This is a genomic window from Candidatus Eisenbacteria bacterium (genome assembly GCA_016867495.1).
Classification (GTDB): Bacteria; Eisenbacteria; RBG-16-71-46; order CAIMUX01; family VGJL01; genus VGJL01.
The window spans coordinates 1-2,009 of sequence record VGJL01000328.1; the positions used below are offsets into that span (position 1 = coordinate 1).

3 protein-coding genes are annotated in these 2,009 nt (G+C 67.9%); 2 read left to right on the forward strand and 1 reads right to left on the reverse strand.

From position 1 onward, the window contains the following. On the reverse strand, window positions 1–346 hold a 346-nt coding region (locus FJY88_13955; GenBank protein ID MBM3288430.1), incomplete at its 3' end, for a glycine--tRNA ligase. Between the two features lie 144 nt (window positions 347–490). Between FJY88_13955 and FJY88_13960 the strand changes: the two genes are divergently transcribed. Both FJY88_13960 and FJY88_13965 read left to right on the forward strand, forming a co-directional pair. Further along, window positions 491–1,288 (forward strand): inositol monophosphatase, encoded by a 798-nt coding sequence (locus FJY88_13960; protein ID MBM3288431.1) that lies wholly within the window; start codon window positions 491–493, stop codon window positions 1,286–1,288. Window positions 1,289–1,383: 95 nt separating this feature from the next. Continuing rightward, the coding region (locus FJY88_13965) for a hypothetical protein (GenBank protein MBM3288432.1) at window positions 1,384–2,009 on the forward strand (626 nt) is incomplete at its 3' end.

Below are 2,009 nucleotides of genomic sequence, written 5' to 3' on the forward strand. Positions count from 1 at the left end.
AGCGCGGGCACGGGGTCTTAGGATCGGTCGGATCGGCGCTCAGCTCATCGGCCCGGAAGCGGGCCTTGCACTCCTTGCAGTCCACCATCGGGTCGGTGAAGTTCTCGACGTGGCCCGACGCCTCCCAAACCCTGGGCGCCATGAGGATCGCCGCGTCGAGCCCCTCGATGTCGTCCCTGAGCTGGGTCATCGAACGGAACCAGAGGCGCTTGACGTTGTTCTTCAGCCGCACGCCCAGGGGCCCGTAGTCCCAGCAGGCGTTGATCCCGCCGTAGATCTCGCTGGAGGGAAACACGAAGCCGCGCCTCTTGCAGAGGGCGACCACCTTCTCCATCACCTTCTCCATGCGTCCTCCCCGCTGGTAGATCGACAAGAATACGTTAGACTCTAGCCTCTTCGAGAGCTTTCGTTCAACGCCGGTGGTGGGCGCCCGTTCTGGGGGGCCTTGGATGCGGCTGCTGCGCCTCATCGAGGGCCCCGGAGGAGAGGCATGCTCGAGTTCGCGATCGCGATCGCCCGGGAAGCGGGCGAGATCCTCATGAAGAGCTACGGTCAGATCGAGCGGGGGGCGGTCGGCTACAAGGGATGGCGGAATCTGGTCACCGAGACCGATCTCGCTGTCGAGGCGCACCTCGCCCGGCGCATCGCCGAGGCCTTCCCCGCGCACGGCATCCATGCCGAGGAGCGGGTCCGGCGCGAGCCCGCGCCGGGAGAAGAGCACCGTTGGGTGATCGACCCTCTCGATGGGACCACCAACTTCGTCCACGCCCATCCCTTCTTTTGCGTCTCCATCGCCCTGGAGAGATCGGGCAGAGGGGTCGTGGGGGTCATCTACGCTCCTTACCTCGAGGAGCTGTTCATAGGGGAGGCGGGGAAGGGAGTCACCCTCAATGGCAACCGCTGCCGCGTCTCGGAGGAGGGGGACCTATCTCACGCCCTCCTGGCAACCGGCTTCGCCTACCGTCAGGATGAGCTGTCGAACAGCAACCTCGAGAACTGGGCCCGTCTCTCTCTGCGCGCCCGCGGCCTGCGGCGCTGCGGCGCAGCAGCTCTCGATCTGGCTCATGTCGCCTGCGGGCGCTACGACGGCTTCTGGGAGATCTACCTCTCTCCTTGGGATGTGGCGGCCGGCGCCCTCATGGTGGAGGAGGCCGGGGGCCGCGTGACCGATCTCGCCGGAGGGGATCGATGGCGCGACGGATGGGAGATCGTGGCTTCGAACGGGCCGCTCCACGAGGAGATCAGGAGCCTGCTGACCGGACCCGGGCCCAGGATCGACGAGACCTAGCCTCTCCTTGACCTCCTGCCCCAGAATGTAGGATCCTTTATGGACTCTGGAAGTGGAGGGCCCATGTCTCAAGCCTCAGGGCGCGTGGCCGCGTCGTGACGCGCATCGGGACCTGGCTGATCGCATGCTGTCTTGCGATCGTCTCCGCGGGACATGCGTCCAGCATCCACCCCGCCCTCGGCGCCCTCATGGAGCGCCCCTCCGCCGAGGCGCCTCTTCCGGTCTGGGTCTTCTTCGCCGATCGAGGCCATCGTTCCGAGGCGGAGCGCGCCGAGGCTCTGCGTGCCGCGCAGGATGGAATGGGCGAGAGGGCGCTGGCCCGGCGCGCGCGCGCGGGCTGCCCTCTTGCAGACGATGCGGACCTGCCCCTCCGGAGGGAGTATCGGGAGACTGTCGAGCGGCTCGGGACAATCAGGCATGAGAGCCGCTGGCTCAACGCGGTCAGCGCGTGGCTCACCAGCGACGCGATCGAGCGCGCCGCGCTCCTTCCATTCGTCCTCGAGATCAGGCCGGTCGCTCGGGGGATCACATCCGGCCTCGGCCCCGAGCGGGCCCCCGACGGCAGGATCCTGGAGCGACCCGATCCCGCGCGAGGGCCCCTGCGGATGCGCGCGCGCCCGGACGATCCCTACGGATCCTCGCGCGCCCAGCTCGGCGAGATCGGCGTGATCGACGCCCACGACGCCGGCTACGCCGGAGCCCGCGTGCTTGTCATGATGCT

Bases quoted from the DNA above. Each gene is read 5' to 3' on its own strand.
- FJY88_13960 (MBM3288431.1), top strand. From the start codon at position 491: ATGCTCGAGTTCGCGATCGCGATCGCCCGGGAAGCGGGCGAGATCCTC.